Annotated in this window: 18 protein-coding genes and 1 pseudogene; 12 read left to right on the top strand and 7 right to left on the bottom strand. The window is 74.3% G+C overall.

Annotated features, from left to right (window positions below; genetic code table 11):
* Positions 1-93 precede the first annotated feature (93 nt).
* The 4 genes from ACFWOG_RS10440 to ACFWOG_RS10425 form a co-directional block, all read right to left on the bottom strand.
* The gene (locus ACFWOG_RS10440) at positions 94-696 is read right to left on the bottom strand and encodes a malonic semialdehyde reductase (RefSeq protein WP_329876198.1); all 603 of its coding nucleotides are present in this window, start codon (positions 694-696) and stop codon (positions 94-96) included.
* A 122-nt stretch (positions 697-818) separates the two neighbouring features.
* A complete protein-coding gene (locus tag ACFWOG_RS10435; RefSeq protein ID WP_329949340.1) occupies positions 819-1,094 on the bottom strand; it encodes an exodeoxyribonuclease VII small subunit in 276 nt (91 codons plus the stop codon).
* Between the two features lie 70 nt (positions 1,095-1,164).
* Positions 1,165-2,385 carry an exodeoxyribonuclease VII large subunit gene (gene xseA / locus ACFWOG_RS10430; RefSeq protein ID WP_329949339.1) on the bottom strand — a complete coding sequence of 407 codons (1,221 nt, stop codon included), beginning with the start codon at positions 2,383-2,385 and terminating at the stop codon, positions 1,165-1,167.
* A 130-nt stretch (positions 2,386-2,515) separates the two neighbouring features.
* The gene (locus tag ACFWOG_RS10425) at positions 2,516-3,859 is read right to left on the bottom strand and encodes an APC family permease (protein ID WP_329876203.1); all 1,344 of its coding nucleotides are present in this window, start codon (positions 3,857-3,859) and stop codon (positions 2,516-2,518) included.
* An 87-nt stretch (positions 3,860-3,946) separates the two neighbouring features.
* Here ACFWOG_RS10425 and ACFWOG_RS10420 point away from each other — a divergent pair, with 87 nt between their 5' ends.
* Together ACFWOG_RS10420 and ppgK are read left to right on the top strand one after the other, a co-directional pair.
* Complete coding sequence (locus ACFWOG_RS10420) at positions 3,947-4,924, top strand: 4-hydroxy-3-methylbut-2-enyl diphosphate reductase (protein ID WP_329949337.1); 978 nt, start codon at positions 3,947-3,949, stop codon at positions 4,922-4,924.
* Between the two features lie 137 nt (positions 4,925-5,061).
* Positions 5,062-5,808, top strand: a complete 747-nt coding sequence (gene ppgK, locus ACFWOG_RS10415) for a polyphosphate--glucose phosphotransferase (protein WP_329876207.1) — start codon at positions 5,062-5,064, stop codon at positions 5,806-5,808.
* Positions 5,809-5,960: 152 nt separating this feature from the next.
* Here the strand turns inward: ppgK and ACFWOG_RS10410 are convergent, their stop codons facing one another.
* Positions 5,961-6,611, bottom strand: coding sequence for a DUF6542 domain-containing protein (locus ACFWOG_RS10410; protein WP_380356723.1), 651 nt, complete (start codon positions 6,609-6,611; stop codon positions 5,961-5,963).
* Between the two features lie 278 nt (positions 6,612-6,889).
* Between ACFWOG_RS10410 and ychF the strand changes: the two genes are divergently transcribed.
* From ychF to ACFWOG_RS10395, 3 genes are all read left to right on the top strand, one after another.
* Positions 6,890-7,963: a redox-regulated ATPase YchF gene (gene ychF, locus ACFWOG_RS10405; protein ID WP_329876211.1), complete on the top strand. Its 1,074-nt coding sequence runs from the start codon at positions 6,890-6,892 to the stop codon at positions 7,961-7,963.
* 173 nt (positions 7,964-8,136) lie between these two features.
* Entirely contained in the window at positions 8,137-8,418 is a 282-nt protein-coding gene (locus ACFWOG_RS10400; RefSeq protein ID WP_380356719.1) for a type II toxin-antitoxin system Phd/YefM family antitoxin, read from the top strand.
* Positions 8,415-8,669 (top strand): Txe/YoeB family addiction module toxin, encoded by a 255-nt coding sequence (locus tag ACFWOG_RS10395; protein WP_355403450.1) that lies wholly within the window; start codon positions 8,415-8,417, stop codon positions 8,667-8,669. Before ACFWOG_RS10400 ends, ACFWOG_RS10395 begins: the two co-directional genes overlap by 4 nt.
* A gap of 331 nt (positions 8,670-9,000) precedes the next feature.
* Here the strand turns inward: ACFWOG_RS10395 and ACFWOG_RS10390 are convergent, their stop codons facing one another.
* Together ACFWOG_RS10390 and ACFWOG_RS10385 are read right to left on the bottom strand one after the other, a co-directional pair.
* Entirely contained in the window at positions 9,001-9,663 is a 663-nt protein-coding gene (locus ACFWOG_RS10390; RefSeq protein WP_380356716.1) for an HAD-IA family hydrolase, read from the bottom strand.
* Between the two features lie 74 nt (positions 9,664-9,737).
* Positions 9,738-10,882, bottom strand: a pseudogene (locus tag ACFWOG_RS10385) (dihydrofolate reductase family protein).
* A 247-nt stretch (positions 10,883-11,129) separates the two neighbouring features.
* Here ACFWOG_RS10385 and ACFWOG_RS10380 point away from each other — a divergent pair.
* The 7 genes from ACFWOG_RS10380 to ACFWOG_RS10350 all read left to right on the top strand — a co-directional run bounded on the left by ACFWOG_RS10380 (position 11,130) and on the right by ACFWOG_RS10350 (position 19,416).
* Positions 11,130-12,461: a hypothetical protein gene (locus ACFWOG_RS10380; RefSeq protein WP_380356736.1), complete on the top strand. Its 1,332-nt coding sequence runs from the start codon at positions 11,130-11,132 to the stop codon at positions 12,459-12,461.
* 161 nt (positions 12,462-12,622) lie between these two features.
* Entirely contained in the window at positions 12,623-13,438 is an 816-nt protein-coding gene (locus ACFWOG_RS10375) for a methyltransferase domain-containing protein (RefSeq protein ID WP_380356708.1), read from the top strand.
* A 206-nt stretch (positions 13,439-13,644) separates the two neighbouring features.
* On the top strand, positions 13,645-13,905 hold the full coding sequence (locus ACFWOG_RS10370) for a hypothetical protein (RefSeq protein WP_380356703.1): 261 nt from the start codon (positions 13,645-13,647) through the stop codon (positions 13,903-13,905).
* A gap of 60 nt (positions 13,906-13,965) precedes the next feature.
* Positions 13,966-15,306 (top strand): DUF4190 domain-containing protein, encoded by a 1,341-nt coding sequence (locus ACFWOG_RS10365; RefSeq protein WP_380356700.1) that lies wholly within the window; start codon positions 13,966-13,968, stop codon positions 15,304-15,306.
* A gap of 184 nt (positions 15,307-15,490) precedes the next feature.
* The gene (locus ACFWOG_RS10360; RefSeq protein ID WP_355403458.1) at positions 15,491-15,673 is read left to right on the top strand and encodes an SPOR domain-containing protein; all 183 of its coding nucleotides are present in this window, start codon (positions 15,491-15,493) and stop codon (positions 15,671-15,673) included.
* A 32-nt stretch (positions 15,674-15,705) separates the two neighbouring features.
* Positions 15,706-16,137, top strand: a complete 432-nt coding sequence (locus tag ACFWOG_RS10355; RefSeq protein WP_355403460.1) for a (deoxy)nucleoside triphosphate pyrophosphohydrolase — start codon at positions 15,706-15,708, stop codon at positions 16,135-16,137.
* An 828-nt stretch (positions 16,138-16,965) separates the two neighbouring features.
* The gene (locus ACFWOG_RS10350) at positions 16,966-19,416 is read left to right on the top strand and encodes a SpoIIE family protein phosphatase (protein WP_329876229.1); all 2,451 of its coding nucleotides are present in this window, start codon (positions 16,966-16,968) and stop codon (positions 19,414-19,416) included.
* Positions 19,417-19,467 lie beyond the last annotated feature (51 nt).

Below are 19,467 nucleotides of genomic sequence, written 5' to 3'. Positions count from 1 at the left end.
GGTGGGGTGGGGCCGCGGCCCGCTGGGCCGCCCCGTACGAGTAGATGGCCCCCGCCCGGGTGTGCGGGGCCCTTCTCGTCGTCTCCATCAGGCTCAGACGGTGGTGACGACCTGCTCGAAGGAGAGGCGCGGGGAGCGCGGGTACCAGGCGTCCTCGCCCGGCTTGCCGATGTTCACCACGGCCAGCACCGAGTGCTCGCCGTCGGAGAAGAACTCCTTGTTGATGCCCTCGGCGTCGTAGCCGGTCATCGGGCCCGCGGCCAGGCCGGCGGCGCGGACGCCGACGATGAAGTAGCCGGCCTGCAGGGCGCCGTTCATCAGGGCGGAGGCCTCGCGGACCGGGCGCTCGCCGAAGAAGGCGTCCTTCGCCTGCGGGAAGTGCGGGAACAGGGTCGGCAGCTCCTCGTGGAACTCGTTGTCCACGGCCAGGATCGCGGTCAGCGGCGCGGCGGCGGTCTTGGCCTTGTTGCCGTCCGACAGGTGCTGGACCAGGCGCTCGCGACCCTCGGTGGAGCGGACCAGGACGACGCGCAGCGGCTGCTGGTTCAGCGCGGTCGGGCCGAACTTGACCAGCTCGTAGATGGCCTGGATCTGCTCGTCGGAGACCGGCTCGTCGGTGAAGGTGTTGGCGGTGCGGGCCTCGCGGAACAGGAGGTCCTGAGCGGCGGCGTCGAGAACCAGGGCGTCGGTGGTCATGTGCTTCTGCACCTCATGGGGAGGAAGGAACGGGGTCCGTGTCGCGTGACCGGCTCCCGCCGGTCATTCGGTCCCAACATGAGTGAAGATTCAACTGTTCCCCGGGTTCCAGGTGACCTGTGTCACTCCCCGGACGGCGGGCCCTCCGGGGCGTCCTCCCCGGCCGCCAGGGCGGCGTCCAACCGGGCCCGGGCGCCGTCCAGCCAGCGCTGGCAGACCTTCGCCAGCTGCTCGCCGCGCTCCCACAGCGCCAGCGACTCCTCCAGCGAGGTGCCGCCGTTCTCCAGCTGCCGGACCACCTCCAGCAGCGCGTCCCGCGCGTGCTCGTACCCCAGCGCGTCGTCCGCGACGGGGGCCGCGGCCGGAGACGTCGTCGCGTCCTGCTCCTGATCTGCCATGGGAGCCAGCGTAGGGGGCCGGGCCGACAGCGCGGGGACCCGCCCGCCGCGTCCCCCGCCCGCCGCGCCGCTACCCCCCGGCGCCGCCCGCCGCCGTGACGTCGAACCCGCCGCCCGCGACCCGCGCGTGCAGTCCCTCCCCGGCGGCGACCTGCGCCGGATCCGTCACCACCGTGCCGTCGCCGCGCTGCAGCACCGCGTAACCGCGCTCCAGGGTGGCCGACGGGGAGAGCGCGACCACCCGGGCCAGGGTGTGCCCGAGGTCGGTCTGCGCGTGGTCGAGCCGGTGCCCGAGCGTGCGCCGGGCCCGCTCCAGCAGACCGGCCACCTCCTGGCCGCGGCCGTCCAGCATCCGGTGCGGCGCGGCCAGCACCGGGCGGCTGCGCACGCCGTCCAGCCCGTGCTGCTCCCGGTCCACCCGGCCGACCACGTGCCGCCGCGCCCGGTCGCGCAGCTGCCGGATCCTGGCCAGCTCCTCGCCGACGTCGGGGACCACCCGTTTGGCCGCATCGGTCGGCGTGGACGCGCGCAGGTCGGCGACGAAGTCCAGCAGCGGCTGGTCCGGCTCGTGCCCGATCGCGCTGACCACCGGTGTCCGGGCCGCGGCGACCAGCCGGACCAGTCCCTCGTCCGAGAAGGGCAGCAGGTCCTCCACGCTGCCGCCGCCCCGGGCCACGACGATCACGTCGACCTCGGGGTGCTCGTCCAGCTCGCGCACCGCCGCGCTCACCCGCTCGACCGCGCTGACGCCCTGCACCGGCACGTTGCGGACCTCGAAGCGGACGGCCGGCCAGCGTCGCCGGGCGTTCTCCAGGACGTCCCGCTCGGCCGCCGAGCCCCGGCCGGTGACCAGCCCGACGCACTGCGGGAGGAACGGCAGCGGCTTCTTCCGGTCCGCCGCGAACAGGCCCTCGCCGGCCAGCCGTCGCTTCAGCTGCTCCAACCGGGCCAGCAGCTCGCCCAGCCCGACCAACCGGATCTCCGCCGCCCGCAGCGAGAGCTGTCCGCGCGCGGCGTACCACTCCGGCTTGGCGTGCACGATCACCCGCGACCCCTCCTGCACGGCGTCCGCGACCTGGTCGAAGACGGAGCGGAAGCACGTCACGGTGAGCGAGACGTCCGCCTGCGGGTCGCGCAGCGTCAGGAACACCACGCCCGCGCCCGGGCGCCGGCTGAGCTGGGTGATCTGCCCCTCCACCCAGACCGCGCCGAGCCGGTCGATCCAGCTCCCGATCAGCGCGGAGACCTTGCCGACCGGGATCGGTGCTTCGGGGGAACTGGGGTTGGCCATGCGTACGAGGCTAGCGGCGCCCGGCGACACCGCACCCCGTCGTCGCGTCCGGCCGCCCGGACCGCCGCCGACACCGCGCCCCCGCCGGGACACCGCGCCGGGACGCCGCGCCCCCGGCCGGGCGCGGGACTCAGCGGCGGATGCCCGCGCCGGAGGCGCCCTGGACGACGAGGACCATGAATCCCACGGCCAGCCAGACCAGCCCCACCACCTGGGCCGTCCCCGAAGCCTCGAACACCACCGCCCCGATCACCACCACGCCCAGCACCGGCACCACGACGTGCCGCAGCCAGTCCCGCGAGTGGTGCTTGACCGCGTACCAGCCCACCACCGAGGCGTGCAGCAGCGCGAACGCGGTGAGCGCCCCGATGTCCACCACCGAGGTCAGCCGGTCCAGCCCGTCGTCGCGCCCGGCCGCCCAGACCGCCGCCGCCAGGGTGATCGCCGCCGCCACCAGCAGCGCCCGGCGCGGCACCGCGGTCTTCGGGTCGACGACGCCCAGGAAGCGCGGCAGCCGCCCGCCCCGGCCCATCGCGTAGACCAGCCGGGCGGCCGCGGCCTGCCCGGCGAGCGCCGCGAAGGCCGCGCCGATCGCCTTGCTCGCCGCGACCAGGACGTGCAGCCAGTGCCCGACCCCGCTCTCCACCGTGTCGTAGAACGCCGACCCCTGGGCCGCGGGGTCCGCCGCCAACTGCTGCGGGGCGAGCGGCTCCAGCAGCGCCGCCAGGTAGGTCTGCGTCACGAACAGCACCCCGGACACCACCAGGCACCACAGCACCGCTCTGGCCACCGCCGCCGAGGCGCCGACCGCCTCCTCCACGAAGGTCGCGATCGCGTCGAAGCCGAGGTACGAGAGGACGGCCACCGAGACGGCCGAGAGCACGGCCGCCGCCGAGAAGTCGCCGACCGCGGTGAACGGCGTCGCCCAGCCGCGCTGCGCGCCGTCCCGGACGAGGACCACCACCGCCGCGACCACGAAGACCGCCAGCACGGCGATCTCCATGGCCAGCACCGCGAAGCCGACCACCGCCGCGGTCCGCACCCCGGCGAGGTTCAGCGCGGTGGTCACCACCACCGCCAGCGCCGTCCACACCCAGCGCGAGACGTCCGGGACCAGCGAGTTCAGCGCGATGCCGGAGAAGAGGTACGCGACCGCGGGGATCAGCAGGTAGTCGAGCATCGCCATCCAGCCGGCGATGAACCCCGGCCCCTCGCCGAGCCCGGCCCGTGCGTAGGCGAACACCGACCCGGTCTGCGGCACCGCCCGCACCATCTGGGCGTACGAGAAGGCGGTGAAACCCATCGCGACGGTCGCCACCAGGTAGACGGCGGCGACCGCGCCGTGACTCTTGGCGTCCAGCACCCCGAACACGCCGACCGGGGCCATCGGGGCGATGAACAGCAGCCCGTAGACCATCAGATCGCGGACGCTCAGGCTGCGCCGCAGCCCGCCGGACTCGACTCGCTCGCTCATAGCTTCCACATTTGAGCACCCGTGACCGATTCCGGCCGGAAGGCGGCTCACGTCGGCGCGGCACGGCTCCGCCCGTACGATGGAGCCATGTCGTCCAACACCGCGCAGCGCCGTGTCCTGCTCGCCGCCCCCCGGGGCTACTGCGCGGGCGTCGACCGCGCCGTGATCGCCGTCGAGAAGGCCCTGGAGCAGTACGGGGCACCCATCTACGTGCGCAAGCAGATCGTCCACAACAAGTACGTGGTGCAGACCCTGGAGAAGAAGGGCGCGATCTTCGTCGATGAGACGGAGGAGGTGCCCGAGGGCTCGATCGTGGTGTTCTCGGCACACGGCGTCGCACCCTCCGTCCACGACGAGGCCCGGGCCGGCAAGCTCGCCACCGTCGACGCGACCTGCCCGCTGGTCACCAAGGTGCACAAGGAGGCCGTGCGCTTCGCCGACGAGGGCTACGACATCCTGCTGGTGGGCCACGAGGGTCACGAGGAGGTCGTCGGCACCATGGGGGAGGCCCCGGACCGGATCCACCTGGTGGACGGCGCCGAGGACGTCGCCCAGGTCCAGGTCCGCGACGAGTCCAAGGTCGTCTGGCTCTCCCAGACCACGCTCTCGGTGGACGAGACCATGGCCACCGTCGGCGAGCTGAAGCGGCGCTTCCCGCTGCTGGTCAGCCCGCCCAGCGACGACATCTGCTACGCCACCCAGAACCGCCAGGTGGCCGTCAAGCAGATGGCCCCCGAGACCGACCTGCTGATCGTGGTCGGCTCCAAGAACTCCTCCAACTCCGTCCGTCTGGTGGAGGTCGGGCTGGAGTACGGCGCCAAGGCCGCCCACCTGGTGGACTTCGCCGAGGAGATCCAGGAGTCCTGGCTGGACGGCGTCACCACGGTCGGCCTGACCAGCGGCGCCTCGGTGCCGGAGATCCTGGTCGACGGCGTCCTGGAGTACCTGGCCGCGCGCGGTTACGACGACGTCTCCACCGTCAAGACCGCCGAGGAGCACCTGATCTTCTCGCTGCCCAAGGAGCTCCGCCGCGACCTGCGCGCGGAGGCCGCGGGCAAGCTCTGACCGACCGCAGCACGCCCGGGAGACCCGGTACCCGGACGGGTACCGGGTCTTTGCTGTGCGGGGCGGGTGGGCCTCTCGTAGTTTTGTGCACAACCATGCACAGGTCTGTGGACAACTTCGGCGGAGGGCAGTCGGACATGACGGCGGTATTCGGTGTGGACATCGGCGGATCGGGCATCAAGGGGGCCCCGGTCGACCTCGGCCGGGGGGTGCTCACCGAGGAGCGGCACAAGGTCCTCACCCCGCAGCCCTCGGCGCCCGAGGCGGTGGTCGCCGCCGTCCGCGAGGTGGTCAGACACTTCGACCACCGGGGACCGGTCGGCCTGACCTTCCCCGGGGTGGTCGTCAACGGACAGACCAGGACCGCCGCCAACGTCGACAAGGGCTGGATCGGCGTGGACGCCGCCGGCCTCTTCCGCGAGGCGCTCGACCTGCCCGCGGTGGTGCTCAACGACGCCGACGCGGCCGGTCTCGCCGAGACCACGCACGGCGCCGGCCGCGACCAGGAGGGCGTGGTGCTGGTCCTGACCTTCGGCACCGGCATCGGCAGCGCCCTCTTCGTGGACGGCGCCCTGGTGCCCAACACCGAACTCGGCCACCTGGAGGTGCGCGGCAAGGACGCCGAGCGGCGCGCCTCCTCGGCCGCCAAGGAGCGGCACGGGCTGAACTGGGAGCAGTGGGCCGGACGGGTCGACGAGTACCTGGACGTGGTGGAGATGCTGTTCTCGCCGCAGCTGATCGTGATCGGCGGCGGGGTGAGCCGCAAGCACGAGAAGTTCCTGCCGCTGCTGCGCGGGCGCGAGGCGCGGGTCGTCCCGGCGGAGCTGCGCAACGACGCCGGGATCGTCGGCGCGGCCATGGCGGCGGCGCGGGCCTCCGCCTGACCGTCCGGACCGGCCGCCGCGCGAACCGGCCGCCCGCGCCGTGAAGGCGGCCCGTGAAGGCGGGCCGTGAAGGCGGGCCGGGAGCTCGTGCCGGGGACCGTGCGGGAGGCGGGCCGAGGAGTGGGAAACCGGGGGAATCGGCTTCCCACTCCTCAGCGCGCGCGGTGGATCCGGTGCTGGGCCACGAACCGGGCGAGCACGATCACCGCGGCCAGGCCGGTGCCGGAGAACAGCCAGCCGGCCCGGGTGGCCAGGTTGGTCGCCAGCGCCACCACCTGGGCCGTCACGCCGGACGAGGTGACGGGACCGAACAGCAGCATCGCGACGGCGAAGGCGATCGGGCCGCTGATCGGGGCGGCCAGCAGGTCGGCGAACCGGACCCGGACGGCCAGCTGGAAGCAGATCGCCAGGTAGCCGAGGCCGAACAGGACGCCGAGACCGCCGAAGGCCAGCCGGTCCAGGCCGGCGACCGCGACGGTCGTCACCAGCGCGGCCACCCCGGTGCCGACGGCCGTCAGCCGGGTCGGCCGGCCGGTCCGCCGCCGTCCGTAGAGCCGGCCGGCGATCCGGGCGCGCCCCGGGGGGCCGGACACGCGGCGTAGCCGGGAGGAGAGCGCGGCCTTCCCGGCGGCCCTCCCGGTGCCCTTCGCCGAGGGCTTCCCGCCGCCCCTCCCGTCCGGCTTCCCGGCGGGCCCGTCGGCGGTCTCGGGGGCCCGCCCGGGCCCGGGGACGGCGGCCCCGGCCGCGCCGTTCGGCGGTCGGCGTCTGGGCCCTGGCGGCTGGGTACGGATGCGCTGCTCCACCCACCCAACGTACGGTCCGATCATCGCCACACTGTGTAATGGGTCTCCGGGCCTTGTTCCGTGTCTCCGGACGGAGTACTGATGTGATCGTCGCTCAACTTCACCGGGGGTTCGTGCGAGCGGCGGATTCGGCTTCGAACGGCTCCACCACGTGCGGCTCGACGTCCCCGCCGGGGCCCTCGCCGGCGGCGGCCGACGCCTGACCCGCTGCCCGTAGACTGGGGGATCGGCCCGTCCGGGGCCGGCCCAACTCCTCCAAGCCCACGGGACTGCGCTTCATGTCGCTCACGATCGGAATCGTCGGCCTGCCGAACGTCGGCAAGTCGACCCTGTTCAACGCCCTGACCAAGAACGACGTGCTGGCGGCCAACTACCCGTTCGCCACCATCGAGCCGAACGTCGGCGTCGTCGGCGTCCCGGACGAGCGGCTGACCAAGCTCGCCGAGATCTTCGGCTCGCAGCGCATCCTCCCGGCCACCGTCGACTTCGTCGACATCGCGGGCATCGTCCGCGGCGCCAGCGAGGGCGAGGGCCTCGGCAACAAGTTCCTCGCGAACATCCGTGAGTCCGACGCGATCTGCCAGGTCGTGCGCGCCTTCACCGACCCGGACGTCGTGCACGTGGACGGCAAGGTGTCGCCCAAGGACGACATCGAGACCATCCACACCGAGCTGATCCTGGCCGACCTCCAGACCGTCGAGAAGGTCCTGCCCCGGCTCCAGAAGGAGGCGCGCCTCAAGAAGGAGACCGCCCCCGTCCTGGCCGCCGCCGAGGCCGCCCAGGCGATCCTGGAGACCGGCAAGACCCTCTTCGAGGCCGGCTTCGACACCACCCCGATCCGCGAGCTGCACCTGCTGACGGCCAAGCCCTTCCTCTACGTCTTCAACGTGGACGAGGACGAGCTGGCCGACGAGGACTTCAAGAACGCCCAGCGCGCGCTGGTCGCCCCGGCCGAGGCCATCTTCCTCAGCGCCAAGATCGAGTCCGAGCTGATCGAGCTGGACGACGCCGAGGCCCTGGAGCTCCTCCAGTCCATGGGTCAGGAGGAGCCCGGCCTGGCCACCCTCGCCCGGGTCGGCTTCGACACCCTCGGCCTGCAGACCTACCTCACCGCCGGTCCCAAGGAAGCCCGCGCCTGGACCATCAAGAAGGGCGCCACCGCCCCCGAGGCGGCCGGTGTGATCCACACCGACTTCCAGAAGGGCTTCATCAAGGCGGAGATCATCTCCTTCGCCGACCTGGTCGAGACCGGCTCCATCGCCGAGGCCCGCGCCAAGGGCAAGGCCCGCATCGAGGGCAAGGAATACCTCATGCAGGACGGCGACGTCGTGGAGTTCCGCTTCAACGTGTGAGCGCACTGCTTTGAGCTAGCTTGATCTGTCGAATGCGCAGGTCGGACGGGGCCCGCCTCCTTGAGGCGGGCCCCGATCTCTTTTCCGTGCTGACTTGGTGCTGACTTCTTCGGCCCGTCGCGCCTGCTTGAGTGGTACGTTATGTGGTACCAGTCGTGGAGGGAGTTCAGTCGATGTCGATCACTGCCAGCGAGGCGCGCAAGGCTCTCTTCCCGTTGATCAAGAAGGTCAACGATGATCACGAGGCCATCGAGATCGTCTCCAAGCACGGAAATGCCGTACTCGTCTCGGCCGAGGACTATGCCGCCCTGCGTGAAGGCTCCTACCTGTTGCGCTCGCCGGTGAACGCCCGCCGCTTGCTCAAGGCGTACGAGAACGCCCTTGGCGGCACAGGGCTTTCCGAGCGGGAGCTCATCGACCCTGATGCGGCGGATGGCGGGAAGGGTGCCGCGTGAGGCTCGTCTTCGAAGAGGGCGGCTGGGAGGACTACACGTCCTGGCTCAAGAACGACCGCAAGATGCTCGCCCGGATCAACAAGCTCATCGAGGACGTCCTGCGCGACCCGTTCGCCGGGATCGGCAAGCCCGAGCCGCTGAAGTACCACCTGCCGGGGGCCTGGTCGCGGCGGATCGACGATGAGCACCGCCTCGTCTACCTGGTGACGGACCGGGAGATCATCGTTCTGGCCGCCCGCTACCACTACTGACGGCTGGCTGCGAGTTCGATCCACCGTGCTGATTCCGTGCTGACTCGGGCCGCCAGGATCAACGTTTTCACAGGTCACAGCGTTGTGGTGGAAGCTCCGCTTCAACGGGTGATGTTCCGCGTGCCGTGCGTTGCGTGACCTGTCGACTGCGCAGGTCGGACGGGGTCCGCCCTCTCGGGGGCGTGCCCCTGGCTGGTTCCCGCGCCGACCCGGTGTCGATTTCCCCGGGTGGCGGCGTGTCTGCGGCGTGGCGGCCGTCGAGGTCGCGAGGGGCCGGCCTCGGGGGCCGGCCCCTCGCCCCTCCCGGACGGGGCCCGGGTGGGTGCCCTCGTCAGCCGACGGTGACGGTGATCGTGCCGTCCGGGCCGGGGGTGACGGTGACCGTCTCCAGGGTGGCCGCGTGGGCGGCGGGGCCGTGGGCGCCGGCGCGCGGGCCGATGCCGACGACGGGGACGCCGGCGGCCCGGGCGGCGGCGATGCCGGCCCCGGAGTCCTCGAAGGCGAGGCAGTCGGCGGGGGCGAAGCCCAGGGCGGCGGCGCCCTTGAGGAAGCCCTCCGGGTCGGGCTTGCTGGCGCCGACCGATTCGGCGGTGACCCGGACGGCCGGGAGCGGCAGGCCGGCGGCGGCCATCCGGACGGCGGCGAGCGGTTCGTCGGCCGAGGTGACGAGGGCGTGCGGGAGGCCGGCCAGGGCGGCGAGGAATGCGGGGGCGCCGGGGATCGCGACGACGCCGTCGGTGTCGGCCTTCTCCTCGGCGAGCATCCGGTTGTTGTCGGCGAGGTTGAGCTCGGCCGGGCGGTCGGGCAGCAGGGCCGCCATGGTGGCGTGGCCCTGGCGGCCGTGGGCGACGGCGAGGACCTCGGCCGGGTCGAGACCCTGCCCGTCGGCCCAGCGGTGCCAGCAGCGTTCGACCACGGCGTCGGAGTTGACCAGGGTGCCGTCCATGTCGAGCAGGAGGGCGCGGGTGGTGAAGGAGACGGGGGCGGCGGGCATGGGGCGGCTCCTCGCGGGACGGATCGGTCGGGACCGAGAAAGGTGAGCTGATTGTTTAATAAGGATACAAAAGCTTAGCTCACCAGGTGGGCGTTGACCGCCCGTGCCTCTTCGGCCAGCTCGGACAGCTCCACGACCTCGATCCCCGCGGCCTCCAGCAGCGCCGCGCCCCGGGTGTCGGCGACGAAGGTGGACGGCTCGCGCCAGGCCACCACCACTCGCGGGACCCCGGCCGCGATCAGCCGTCGGGCGCACGGCACGGGGCGGGAGGCGCGCTGCCCGCAGGGCTCCAGCGAGCTGTAGACGGTCGCGCCGCGGAGCCGGGGGTCGCCGGCCGGGAGCTTGCCGAGCGCGGCCTCCTCGGCGTGGTCGTGCGGGTCCGTCTCGCGGCTCCAGCCCTCGGCCAGCACCGTGCCGTCGGCTCCGACGACCACCGCGCCGACCGAGAACGCGGTGGCGGAGGGCGGGCAGCGGCGGGAGAGCTCGACCGCCCGGCGGAGGAAGACGAGGTCGGCGGACGGGCGGGGGTCGGTCACGGGGCGGGCTCCTTCGGGGCGTACCTGAGCAGGACGACGTCGCCCACCGTACGGGCCTCCAGCAGTCGCATCCGGTGCGCCGATCCGCCGGGGAACGCCGCCGGGCCGACGAACCGCGGGGCGTCCGTGTCGCCGACCAGCAGGGGGGCGACCACCAGGTGGAGCTCGTCGGCCAGGCCCTGGGCCAGGAACTGGGTGTGCACCCCGCTGCCGCCCTCGACCATCAGCCGGCGGACCCCGCGCGCGCCGAGGTCGTCCAGCACCGCGCCCAGCTCCACCGTCGGACCGAGTGCCACGACCTCGGCCAGCCCGGCCAGCTCCGGGCGCAGGGCGGTGGCGCCCCGGTCCGTGGTGTAGGCGAGCCGCTCGCCGCCGGTGTGCCAGAACCGGAGCGACCGGTCCAGCCGCCCGCTCGCGCTGAGCGTCACCTTCAGCGGGTACTCGGGGCGGCCGCCCGCGCGCCGGGCGGCCCGCCGGTCCGGGTCGTTGACCAGCAGCCGGGGATTGTCCGCCCGCAGGGTGTTGCCGCCGACGAGGATCGCGTCGCACGCGGCGCGCTCCGCGTCGACCCGGTCGAAGTCGGCCGGGCCGGAGAGCAGCAGCCGCTCGGGGGAGGCGTCGTCGAGGTACCCGTCGAGTGACATCGCGGCGCTCAGCAGGACGAAGGGGCGCGGGGCGGGCATCGTGGAACCGTTCTGTCGGGTGCCCGTCCACGGTACGGCCCCGGCGGGCGGGAGGGTCCGCGCGAGGGGCGGTGTTCGCCCGGTGGCCCGCTGCTGTCGGGGCGCCGTTCGCCGAAGGGCCCCACCCTGGTCCGGACCTCGCACCGCCCCACGTCGAAGGGCTGTCACCGTGTCCCGTCCGTCCCGCTCCAGCCGTCCGTCCGGTTCCTCCCGCCGCCTGCTGCCGCTCGCCGTCGCCGCGGCCGGGCTGCCGCTGCTCGCCCTGCCGGCCGGGCCCGTCTCCGCCGCGTCCTACGGCACGCCGACGATCACGCTCTCCGCCGCCTACCTGTCCGGCGCGGTCGGAGCCGCCGGCGACCCGACCGTCACCGTGACGGTGGCCCAGAGCGGTGCCGCGGTCTCCGCCCTGACCGTGGCCGCCACCGCGAGCACCCGCAGCACCGTGGCCCGGACCGGCGACGTCACCGTCGCCGGCACCGGCGCGGCCCGTACTCTCGCGGTCGCCGCGCGGGGCGTCGGCTACACCGACCTGACCGTGAAGGTGACCGGCCTGGGCGGCAAGACCGCGTCGAAGACGCTGCACTACGCGGCCTCGCCGGCGGTGCAGTTCGCGGCCGGGAGCCGTTACCTGACCGGCTCCAGCGACGCCTCGGCGGCGGTGGACGCGGGCGGCGGGTACGTGGTGGTGGCCGACGACGAGTCGAACGTGCTGCGGCTGTACGACCGGAACGCCTCCGGTGCGCCGGTCCGCACCTGGGACTTCGGCTCGGCGCTCGGCGTCTCCAAGGAGATCGACATCGAGGGCGCCACCCGGGTCGGCAACACGATCTACTGGACCGGCTCGCTGGGCAACAACAAGGACGGCGAGATCAAGGCTGACCGGCACACCGTCTTCGCCACCACCGTCACCGGCTCGGGTGCCGGCACCCAGCTGGCGCTCGCCGGTTCGTACAAGGGCCTGCGGGCCGACCTGATCGCCTGGGACCGTGCCCACGGCGACCGCTACGGCTTCGCGGCGGGCGCGGCGTCCGGCGAGGTGCCCAAGCAGATCGACGGGTTCAACGTGGAGGGGCTGGAGTTCGCGCCGGGCAGCAGCACCACGGCCTACGTGGGCTTCCGCGCGCCGCTCACCCCGGCGGTCACCGGCGGCCGGGCGCTGATCGTGCCGGTCACCAACTTCTCCTCGCTGCCCGGGGGTTCGGTGCACGCGACGTTCGGCGAGCCGATCGAGCTGAACCTCGGCGGGCTGGCCGTCCGAGACCTGCGGCGCAACGCCCTGGGCCAGTACCTGATCGTGGCCGGATCCTGGGCGGCGGACGACGACTCCGACCCGTACGCGCTCTACCGCTGGGACGGGCAGCCCGGTTCGCAGCCGGTCAAGCTGCTCGACCTGCCGACCACCGACGCGGGCGGCTGGGAGGCCGTGGTGGACGTCCCGGACCTCACCCTCCCCGGCGCCCGGGCGCAGCTGATCACCGACGACGGCTCGGCCGACCTGTACGGCGACGGCACCGAGGCGAAGGACCTCTCCCACCCGGAGTGGAAGAAGTCCCGGACCACCTGGTTCGCCCTCAACTGACCTGCTCCGCAGCCCGGTCTGGCCCCCGTTCGCCGCGTGCGGGCGGGGGCCTCCGCGTGCCGTGAGGCGTTCGCGATGTGAGACGATTCTTCTCGTCATGCGGGACGAGGAGTAGCGTCGGAGGCGTCGAGGAGCCGACCGCACCCGAAGGGGACGTCACCATGACCGCACCGAAGCCCGCCGTCTACACCCATGGCCACCAGGAGCCCGTGCTGCGCTCGCACCGCTCCCGGACCGTCGCCAACTCCGCCGCCTACCTGCAGCCCGAACTGCGGTCCGGTCAGGCCGTGCTGGACGTCGGCTGCGGGCCCGGCACGATCACCGCCGACCTGGCCGAACTGGTCGGCCCCGGTGGCCGGGTGGTGGCCGTGGACACCTCCGCCGAGGTGCTGGAGGAGGCCGCCCGGCACGTCGCCGGACGCGGGTTGGCCAACGTCGTCTTCGAGGTCGCAGACGTTCACCGACTGCCCTACGCGGACGGGGAGTTCGACGTCGTCCACGCGCACCAGGTGCTGCAGCACGTCACCGATCCGGTGGGAGCGCTGCGGGAGATGCGCCGGGTCGTCGCCGAGGACGGCGTGGTCGCGGTCCGGGACGTCGACTACGCGACCATGACCTGGTACCCGGAGTCGCCCGAACTGGACCGCTGGCTGGACCTGTACCGGCGGATCGCCCGCGCCAACGGCGGCGAGCCGGACGCCGGTCGGCGGCTGCTGTCCTGGGCGAGGCAGGCGGGGTTCACCGACGTCGCCGCCACGTCCGGCACCTGGACGTACGCGACGCCCGAGCAGCGCGAGTGGTGGGGCGGGCTGTGGGCCGACCGGGTCGTGTCCTCCGGCATCGCGCGGACGGCGGTGGCCGACGGGTACGCGGAGCAGGCCGAGCTGGAGCGGATCTCGGCCGGGTGGCGGGCGTGGGTGGCCGCCGAGGACGGCTGGTTCGCGATGCTGCACGGCGAGGTCCTGGCCCGGGGGTGAGCCCCCGGGCGGCCGGCCCGAGGGGCAGGGGCGGCGGGCGGGACGCGCACGGGTGGCCGTTCCTCAAGATCGGGTAGAGTCGCGCGCCTGTTCCCACGGATCCGCCGTGACTGCGGCGATTCTCCGATCGCGGCGGTTCGCCCCGTGGGCCCTTCCGACCGAACTGCCGAGTAGGGCCCGTGACCTGCGGGCCGGGGGAGTCGTACGTGTCCAAGCCCGAGCCCGACGACGTTCCGCCGCCCGCGGACCTGCGGGTTGAGCTGACCAAGCCGACGGCCGGCGCGGCTGCCGGACCGACGGTCGAGCCTGAGCCCGAGCCCGAGCCCGAGCCCGCGGTCGAGCCCGAGCCCGCGGTCGAGCCCGAGCCCGCGGTCGGGCCCGAGAGTGCGGTCGCAGCCGGGCCCGAGACCGCGGTCTCGCCTGCGGCCGGGCTCCCGGCCGAGGCGGTGGATGGCGCGGTGGCCTAACCGGTGGCCGAACCGGTGGCCCCGCCCGCGGCTCGGCCCGCGGACCCGCGGGTCGAACTGATGAAGCCCCTGGCCGCCGCCGGCCCGCCGGCGCAGGAGACGGTCCCCGCCGACCCGTGGGCGGCTCCGGCCGCTGCCGCCCCCGCCGCCTCCGCCGACCCCTGGGCGGCTCCGGTCGCCCCCGCCGACCCGTGGGCCGCCCCGGGAAGCGGCGCCCGCGCGACCACGCCGGCCGCGCCGGCCGCCCCCGGTACGGACCTGCCGCCCGCCGCCCCGCAGCCGTCCGGCTGGGGGGCCGTCCCGCCCGGCGCGATCTCCGGGTACCAGCCCGGGTTCGCCTATACGCCGGCCCCCACGGGCACCAGCGGTTTCGCCGTCGCCGCCCTGGTCACCGGCCTGTTCTGCCTCTGGCCGCCCGCCCTCGTCCTCGCGATCGTCGCGCTGGTCCGGATATCGAAGCGGAACCAGCGCGGCCGGGGCATGGCGGTCACCGGCCTGGTCCTCGGCGTGTTCGGTGTGGTCGTCACCCTGGTCGCGTTCATCGGGTTCGCCGTCCTCGGGATCCAGGCCGAGGAACGCGAGAGGGACCAGCCGCCACGGCCGGCCGGCGCGGTGTCCTGGGGGTCGCTGCGTACCGGTGACTGCTTCACCCGGGCGGATCCCGGGTCCGACGCGGCGGAGGGCTCCCCGGGCGTCGTCTACTGGGTGCTCAAGAAGCCCTGCTCGGCCCCGCACCAGGGCGAGGTGGCCGGGATCGTCCCGATGCCCGACGAGGGGAGCTCCGAGTACCCGGGCGAGACCGCCGTGCGCGACCGCGCGATCGAGCTCTGCCGGCCGGTCCGCGACGCGTACGCCCTCGACTTCTGGGCGGTGCCCGAGGGCATGAACCCGTCCGAGTACTACCCGGGCCGGGACAACTGGCAGGCGGGCGACCACGAGGTCATCTGCGTCCTGGAGGACGCCCGCGCCGAGCACCTCGGCACCGTCCGCACCGACCGGGCCAGTCTGAACCCGGCCCAGCTCGCCTACCTCGAAGCTGCCCGGGCCTACGAGCGGGTGTACGCGAAGCGGCCGCCCGCGGAGGTCTCCCTCCAGCCGGCCGCCTACCGGGCGTGGGCCGTGCAGATGGCCGCGGCGTCGCGCAAGGAGGCCGCGGACGTCGTCAGCCCCACGGCGGTCTGGCCGGCGGGCGCGAAGCCGAAGCTGGCCGAGCTGGCGGCGGTACAGCTGGAGGCCGCCAACATCTGGGACGCGGCGGGCAGGTCCGTCGACGACGCCACGCTGCAGCGCGAGGTGCGGCGCGCCGAGGCGCTGCTCGCGAGGAGCGACAAGGGCACCGTGGAGATCCGGCGCGAGCTGGGCCTGCAGACCGGTGAGCACGTCGCCAAGTACCAGGTCTGACGCCGCGGGCCCCGGCGACCGGTCGCGGGGGTGGTCCGCCGGTCGCCGCGGCCCCGGCGGCGCCCGGCTTACCGGCCGTTAACCGCGCCCGTACCTGCCGGAAGCGAACCGGGCGTAGCGTCCCGAGGAGGCCCGCCCCGGCCCGACCCCCACGCGGGCCGGGGCCCGGCCTACGCTGGCCGCCATGGACACCTTTCGGGTGATGCGGCAGGACGACAACGGCAACCGCTTCGTGGTCGCCGGGGGCGTCGGGCGGGAGGCGGCCGATCGCCTGGCGGCCGAGTTCGAGGCGCGTGGTCACAAGCAGCTGTACTGGGTCGAGGCCGAGCCCGCCGGTGCGTCGCGGACGCGGGGACCGGACGAGTAGCACGGCCGGGCGGGCGACTAGGGTCTTCGGCCATGGACAAGCCCAACGACCGGCCGGCCGCGGGCGGCACGGCAGAGAACCGGATCGTCGTCGGCGGCGCGCTGATCCACCGGGGCCGGGTGCTCGCCGCCCGCCGGAGCGCGCCCGCCGAGGTGGCCGGCCGCTGGGAGTTCCCCGGCGGCAAGGCCGAGCCCGGTGAGACCGAGAGCCAGGCGCTCGAACGCGAGCTGATGGAGGAACTGGGCGTACGCGCCCGGGCGGTCACCCGGCTGCCGGGCTCGTGGCTGGTCCGGCCGGGCCTGGAGCTGCGGTTCTGGGCCGCCGAGCTGCTCTCCGGGGATCCGCGCCCGCTGGAGGACCACGACGAGCTCCGCTGGCTCGGACCGGCCGAGCTGTCGGACGTCGACTGGCTCGATCACGACCGCGCCGTGCTCCCGGACGTCGCCCGCCGCCTGGCGCCCTGAACCGCGCGCCCTGAACCGCGCGCCCTGAACCGCGCGCCCCGAAGCCGGTGACCTGAACCCCGGCGCCCCGTCCGGACGCGTGCCCGCCCGTGCTCCCGCCCGCCCTCACCGCCTCCGGACGAGCTGCGGACCGCCTCGCCGGCACCGCCCCCCGGGCCGCCCCTGCCGTCCCGGCAGGCCGTCCCCCGTCCGCGTCCCTGCCCCGGAGCGGGGACGCGCGGGGGCGGCTCCCGCGCGACGCGTGGGGCGGTGGGCCGGGCAATCGGAAAAGTCGACGCGCTGACCGGGATAGCCTTGGTTCTGCTGGGTATGTCACTTTTCGGCACTATTCGTCACCATCGGTGAGCCGCCCCCAGCCGGCGACGCCGATCCCGACCAGAGCCGGAGGCCCCGTCGGTGTCGAATACCGGTAACGGTGGCGGGGGAGCGCGACGGGCGGGCGCCGGGGGGAGCGCCGCCGCCCGGGCCCGGCTGCGCCGTGGCGCGAGCCGGGCGGACGTGCGCGGCGAGAACCGGGCCGCGTACCCGCCGGCCGGTCGTGGCCGGAGCGAGGGCGGCGGTCCGCCCGAGGGGCCGGTGCCGACGCAGCCCGCACCGTCCCTGGTGGTGCCCGACGCGGCGCCGCCGGGCGGCGTCCGGAGCAGACCCGGCCGGCCGTTCCCCGGCGGACCGCGGAACACCCAGGCGCAGCCTCCGGCAGGTGCCGGGGGAGGCGGCCGGGGAGACGCCCCGGGCGGGCCGGGAAGCGGCACCGCAGGCCCCCGGACGGCACTCGGGGGGCGCCCCGGTCCCGGTACGGCCGGGCATCCCGAGGGCACCCTCTTCGACGTGGTCAAGGTCGCCATCGCGATCCTCGACACCGCCGGCCGCGTGGTGCTCTGGAGTCCGGCCGCCGAGGAACTGCTCGGCTGGCCGAACGAGCTGCTGGTCGGCCGCCGGATCGACGAGCTGATCCCGGACGCCGACCAGGTGGTCCGGATCCGGGCCGCGATCCAGGACACCCTGCGCCACGGCCGCTGGTCCGGTCTGGCCGAGCTGCGCGACCGGGAGGGCGATCCGGTGCTGGTCGACGCCCGGATCTCGCTGCTCGTCGACGGCGACGGCACCCCGTTCCTCCAGGTCAACCTGGCCGAGGCGGCCGCCGTCCGGGCGGTGGAGCGCGACCTCGCCGTCCGTGACGCGCTGTTCGAGCAGTCCCCGCTGGGCATCGCGATCCTCGACACCGACCTGCGCTACACCGCCGTCAACCAGACCCTCGCCGAGATGAACGGCGTCGTGCCGGAGGACCACGTCGGCCGGACCACGGGGGAGACCCTCCCCGAGCGGGCGGCCGACGAGATCACCGCGATCCAGCGCCAGGTGCTGGCCACCGGCGAGCCGGTCATCGACGTCACCCTCGCCTCCCCGATCACCGCACGCTCCGGCTACCGCTCGATCTCCTACAGCCGGATGACCGACCGGGCCGGCCGGGTGCTCGGCATCTCCGGCACGGTGATGGACGTGACGGAGCGTTACCGTGCGGTGGCCAAGGTCGAGCACGCCCGCCGCCGGCTCTCACTGCTCAACGAGTTCGGCTCCCGGGTCGGTGACCTGCTGGACGCCTCCCGGATCGCCCAGGAGCTGGCCGGCGCGGTCGTCCCCCGGCTGACCGACCACGCCGCGGTGATCCTGCTCCAGGCGGTCGCGCACGGTGACGACCTGCCCCGGCACGGGCACGACCGCCGCACCTCGCTCCTCCAGCTGGGCACCGCCTCCGTCCAGGACGGTCCGGAGGTGGAGACGATGCTCCGGCGCGGTGCCCGGATCACCTTCGCCGAGGACTCGGCCTGCGGCCGGGTGCTGCGCACCGGCGTTCCCGAGCTGCTCTCCGGCGCCGACCAGCTGAGCGACGTCACGTACCCGGGCGACCCGAAGATGCAGGCGGCGCACGACCTGGGCGTGCACTCGATGCTGGTGGTGCCGTTGCGCGCCCGGGGCATCGTGATCGGCCTGCTGCTCGTCAGCCGGGCCGGCTACCGGGAGGGCTTCGACCGGGACGACCTGGCGTTCACCGTGGAGCTGGCCGACCGGGCCGGCTCCTCGCTGGACAACGCCCGGCTCTACGCCCGTGAGCGCACCGCCGCGCTGACCCTGCAGCGCACGCTGCTCCCGCAGCAGGTCCCCCAGCCGACCGGCGTCGAGGTCGCCTACCGCTACGTGCCGGGCAGCAGCGGCACCGAGGTCGGCGGCGACTGGTTCGACGTCATCCCGCTGCCCGGCGACCGCACCGCGCTGGTGGTCGGGGACGTGATGGGCCACGGACTCCGGGCGGCCGCGACGATGGGGCGGCTGCGTACCGCCGTCCGCGTGCTGGCCGCCCTGGACCTGCCGCCGGACGTGCTGCTGCGGCACGTCCACGAGCTGGCCGACGACCTGGCCCAAGGGCCGGACGAGGCGCTGCTGGCCACCTGCGTGTACGCGGTGTTCGACCCGGCGACCGCCACCATGACCGTCGCCAAGGCCGGCCACATCCCGCCGGTGCTGGTGGTGCCGGCGGAGGGGACCGACGAACCGACCCGGACGGGCGGCCCGCTGCTCGGCGGCGTCGGGCGGATCCTGGAGCTGCCGTCCGGAGCCCCGCTCGGGGTCGGCGGAGTCCCGTTCGAGTCGGTCGAACTGAAGATCCCGGAGGGGAGCCTGCTGGCGCTCTGCACCGACGGGCTGGTGGAGTCCCGGGACAAGGACCTGGACGTGGGCCTGGGCCGGCTGCTCACCGTCCTGGAGGCGCCGTACGCGTCGATCCAGGCCGCCTGTGAGGCGGTGCTGGACACCATGGAGCAGGGCCGCGAGCCGGACGACGTGGCGCTGCTGCTGGCCCGGCTCGGCCACGGGCAGGCCGGCACCCCGACGGCGGGCTGGACGCTGCCCGCCGAGCCGACCGCCGTCTCCCGGGCCCGCCGGCTGGTCCGCGCGACGCTGGTCGAGTGGAGCGTCGAGGAGCTCACCGACACGGCCGAGCTCCTGGTCAGCGAGCTGGTCACGAACGCGGTCCGGTACGCGAGCGCACCGATCGGCGTGCGGCTGACGCTCGGGGAGACGCTGCTGGTGGAAATCTCCGACCCGTTGCCCGATCCGCCGCGCGAGCGGCACGCGGCCGAGGCCGACGAGGGCGGCCGGGGGCTGGAGCTGGTCCGCCGGCTGGCGCTGCGCTGGGGGGCCCGGGCCGAGGGGATGGGCAAGGTGGTCTGGTTCGAGCAGGCGCTGCCGGGTAGTGAGCCCCACGAGTCGGCGGCCGAGTAGGCCCGACGGGCGGACGAGCGGACGGCGAGGAGAACGGTGCTGCATATGCCG

Source organism: Kitasatospora sp. NPDC058406 (genome assembly GCF_042722765.1).
GTDB lineage: Bacteria > Actinomycetota > Actinomycetes > Streptomycetales > Streptomycetaceae > Kitasatospora.
Note: the sequence above shows the minus strand (reverse complement) of the source record. Positions and strands in the feature narration are given on the sequence as shown.

Coding starts and splice junctions, on each gene's coding strand:
- ppgK (WP_329876207.1), top strand. CDS start 5,062: ATGACGGCGGTATTCGGTGTGGACATCGGCGGATCGGGCATCAAGGGG.
- ACFWOG_RS10355 (WP_355403460.1), top strand. CDS start 15,706: ATGGACAAGCCCAACGACCGGCCGGCCGCGGGCGGCACGGCAGAGAAC.
- ACFWOG_RS10400 (WP_380356719.1), top strand. CDS start 8,137: ATGTCGATCACTGCCAGCGAGGCGCGCAAGGCTCTCTTCCCGTTGATC.
- ACFWOG_RS10360 (WP_355403458.1), top strand. CDS start 15,491: ATGGACACCTTTCGGGTGATGCGGCAGGACGACAACGGCAACCGCTTC.
- ACFWOG_RS10390 (WP_380356716.1), bottom strand. CDS start 9,663: ATGCCCGCCGCCCCCGTCTCCTTCACCACCCGCGCCCTCCTGCTCGAC.
- ACFWOG_RS10440 (WP_329876198.1), bottom strand. CDS start 696: ATGACCACCGACGCCCTGGTTCTCGACGCCGCCGCTCAGGACCTCCTG.
- ACFWOG_RS10375 (WP_380356708.1), top strand. CDS start 12,623: ATGACCGCACCGAAGCCCGCCGTCTACACCCATGGCCACCAGGAGCCC.
- ACFWOG_RS10425 (WP_329876203.1), bottom strand. CDS start 3,859: ATGAGCGAGCGAGTCGAGTCCGGCGGGCTGCGGCGCAGCCTGAGCGTC.
- ACFWOG_RS10420 (WP_329949337.1), top strand. CDS start 3,947: ATGTCGTCCAACACCGCGCAGCGCCGTGTCCTGCTCGCCGCCCCCCGG.
- ACFWOG_RS10435 (WP_329949340.1), bottom strand. CDS start 1,094: ATGGCAGATCAGGAGCAGGACGCGACGACGTCTCCGGCCGCGGCCCCC.
- xseA (WP_329949339.1), bottom strand. CDS start 2,385: ATGGCCAACCCCAGTTCCCCCGAAGCACCGATCCCGGTCGGCAAGGTC.
- ychF (WP_329876211.1), top strand. CDS start 6,890: ATGTCGCTCACGATCGGAATCGTCGGCCTGCCGAACGTCGGCAAGTCG.
- ACFWOG_RS10365 (WP_380356700.1), top strand. CDS start 13,966: ATGAAGCCCCTGGCCGCCGCCGGCCCGCCGGCGCAGGAGACGGTCCCC.